The organism is Intestinibacter sp. (genome assembly GCF_051866655.1).
In the GTDB taxonomy this organism is placed as follows: domain Bacteria; phylum Bacillota; class Clostridia; order Peptostreptococcales; family Peptostreptococcaceae; genus Intestinibacter.
Genome location: NZ_JBJDXL010000525.1, coordinates 1 through 2,227, shown reverse-complemented (window position 1 = coordinate 2,227; position 2,227 = coordinate 1). Strand labels below are relative to the sequence as shown.

Sequence of the window (2,227 nt, the reverse complement as noted above, 5' to 3'; positions counted from 1 at the left end):
AAGTATTTTGCTCTCAGAAACAGCGTCTTTTCGTCATTTCTCTTTATTATTTTCTTATTGTTGGCAAAGCTTCTAAATATATTAAATTCTATCTTTCCACTATTTATGTACATATCAATATATATCATAATTTTCAACTCCTCATTTTATACTAATATATAATATGAAGCAAAAATAAAAAGATGAACTATTTTAAATTCATCTTTTCGATTATTATCTCAATTTTAAATAAACAATTCCATTTCCTTGAATAGTTCTCGGATAATCCAAGGTTTTAGTGAATTTTATCAGCTGTGCATATAGCTCCTCTGGTGTGAGCTCTCGTTGAAATACATCGTCTGACCAGTTTTTAAGAAGTGCCAAGCTTCCTGTCACATGAGGTGCAGCCATACTTGTTCCACTCAAGCTAGCGTAGGTATTACCTGGATAAGTGGAGATAATATCTACCCCTGGAGCGACACAGTCTATTACTAAATTCGAATTGGAAAAAGCTGCTGGCACAGATTTCTTATCGACTGCACCTACTGATATTACATCTACATATGAGGCTGGATAGGAATATTCAAAATCGTCGTAATTGCCATCGCCCTCATTGCCTGCTGCACAGACTATCGATATTCCATTTTTAACAGCATTATTTACTGCTCTCTCTAATTTTTCGTCGCTTACACCCATTCCAAGAGACATGGATATAATATCGACGTTTAAATTTACAGCGTAATTTATAGCATTTACGACCCAGCTCAATTTACCGGAGCCCGTTTGGTCTATTGCCTTTAATATATAAAGCTCAGCCTCTGGTGCCACTCCTACTATGGAATTATTTTTGCCATATGCTGCGATTATTCCCGCTACATGTGTGCCATGACCTACTCTATCTGTAACTATGTTGGGATTTTTCATATCCTCAGTAGTAAAATTTCTAACTGCCACTATATTATCCCTCAGGCTCACATGATTTACATCGCATCCAGAATCTATAATAGCTACCTTTACACCTTTTCCTCTGTAGGACGCCTTCCACATGTTTTGCGCTGCTATCATATTTACACCATATGGATATATTTTATTTTTAACTCTGAGATTATCTCTATTCATTGTATATGGAATTAGTTTAACCTCTAAATCCTTGACTTCTTTTAAATTTTTTTTCATATATATCCCTCATTATTATAGAAACTCTTTATTTTAATATATTATTTATAAATTTACTTTGTTCCTGTTGACAGGTTTTACTTTTAAAGCTCTCCCCTTTAAAAAAGCAAAAAAAATGGACCAAAGTCCATTTTATTCTACCTCATCTTTAATTGTTAAAAACAGCTTAGCAGTTGCAAGTGTGTCGCTATTTGCTCTATGGGCGTTTTCATTTACTATATTGTAGTACTCGCATGCTGTTGCTAGCTTTTTATTCTTGCCCTTGTATGATTTACATTTTTTTAACATCTCTAATGTGCATATATGATTTGTTATCGGCTCTAAATCAAGCAATTTTAAGTAGTAATTTAAAAATTTAAGGTCGAATTTTGCATTATGTGCGATTATAGTTGTATTTGAAACGTACTTTCTAAACTTAGGAAGTACAGTTTCTATAGTCTGCGCATCCTTTACCATATCGTTATCTATATGTGTTAAAGCTGTTATATTTGAAGGTATTATTCCCTTTGGCTTTACTAGTCTTGAATAATTTTTCCCTATTTTGCCATTTACTATTTCAGTCACACCGATTTCTATTATTTCACATCCGCTGTATGGATCTAATCCTGTTGTTTCTAAGTCTACAACAATATATTTTTCATCTGTATATCTACTCATCTATGTCTCCTTTAGTTTCGTATAATCTATAATTATAACATTTTATCCGTATTATTTTAAAAATAATTTAAGTAATTTCATCTTAAAATCGTCATAAGGCAAATACCTTATAGGCAAATCTATCCAGTTGTACTTCTTAACTATCGATCTTTTATGGGTAAATGTATCGAAGCTTTGTTTTCCATGGTAGGAACCCATTCCACTGTTTCCAACTCCTCCAAACGGCAATCTAGAAGTAGCTAGCTGTATTATAGTGTCGTTTATACATCCACCGCCAAAAGATATATTTTTTAAAATCCTATCTTCTATTTTTTTATTTTTAGTAAATAAGTACAAGGCTAGGGGCTTTTCACCATTTAAAATTATATTTTCTGCTTCTTCTATATTTTCAAAAGTTATTATCGGAAGTATCGGA

Annotated in this window: 3 protein-coding genes; all 3 read right to left on the bottom strand. The window is 32.6% G+C overall.

Annotated features, from left to right (window positions below; all coding sequences use genetic code 11):
* Positions 1-213: 213 nt before the first annotated feature.
* Positions 214-1,155, bottom strand: coding sequence for a S8 family peptidase (locus tag ACI3VO_RS15815; RefSeq protein ID WP_439758838.1), 942 nt, complete (start codon positions 1,153-1,155; stop codon positions 214-216).
* A 132-nt stretch (positions 1,156-1,287) separates the two neighbouring features.
* Positions 1,288-1,812 carry a 3'-5' exonuclease gene (locus tag ACI3VO_RS15810; protein ID WP_439758837.1) on the bottom strand — a complete coding sequence of 175 codons (525 nt, stop codon included), beginning with the start codon at positions 1,810-1,812 and terminating at the stop codon, positions 1,288-1,290.
* A gap of 51 nt (positions 1,813-1,863) precedes the next feature.
* Positions 1,864-2,227 (bottom strand): aldehyde dehydrogenase family protein (locus tag ACI3VO_RS15805; protein ID WP_439758836.1); only part of this gene is annotated, 364 nt, incomplete at its 5' end.